The following is a 733-nucleotide window of genomic DNA, read 5'->3' on the forward strand; positions in this document are numbered from 1 at the left end:
GTCGGCGCGTGGACCGCAATTACGGTCTGGTTCATCGGAGCCGTGATCAGCTTCCTGCAATGCCAAGTCTTTGCCGAGATGGCGGCAATGTTCCCCCGCGACTCCGGAGGGGTCGCACGCTACGCAATCGAGGGCTGGAAGAAATACTTCGCCCCGCTTGGAGCCATCGCCGCGTTCGGCTACTGGCTCGGTTGGTCACTGTCCATCTCGATGGCCTCGGTCGTCTTCGGAGAATTGATCGAGGCGACCTGGTTCCAGGACAACACTCTCGCCTTCGGCATCTTCGGCAACCAGCTGGGCCTCGAACACCTCTTCGCCCTCGGTGCCATGCTGTTCGCCTGGGCGTTCAACTACTTCGGCTTGAAGTTCGGTGCCACGGTCAACAAGGTGCTCGGCCTGCTGGTTGTCGCAGGTCTAGCCGTCATAACGGTGGCGTGCCTGGTCAGCCCGTCGATCCATTGGTCGACGGCCAACTTGTCCTGGTCGGTCGCCGGCGACTGGAAAACCGTGGTCGTCGTGTTCTACGTGACCGCGTGGGCGGTCTACGCGGGCGAGATCGTTGCTTCGTTCGCACCCGAGTACAAAGACACGGCCCGCGATACATCCAAGGCCATGTCGCGAATTTCGCTGTTCATGATCGTATTGTTCGTCGTTGTGCCGACTGCTCTTTCGGGTGGTCTCGGTGAGGGAACGATCCGGGACAACCCGGTGACCTATGTCGCCGTGGCATTCG

1 pseudogene is annotated in these 733 nt (G+C 60.8%); it reads left to right on the plus strand.

Going from position 1 to position 733, the window contains the following annotated elements:
• Positions 1 to 42 precede the first annotated feature (42 nt).
• Positions 43 to 733 (plus strand): annotated as a pseudogene (locus AZG88_RS54880) (amino acid permease); the annotation flags it as partial.

The organism is Rhodococcus sp. LB1 (assembly GCF_001583455.1).
Taxonomy (GTDB): domain Bacteria; phylum Actinomycetota; class Actinomycetes; order Mycobacteriales; family Mycobacteriaceae; genus Rhodococcus_F; species Rhodococcus_F opacus.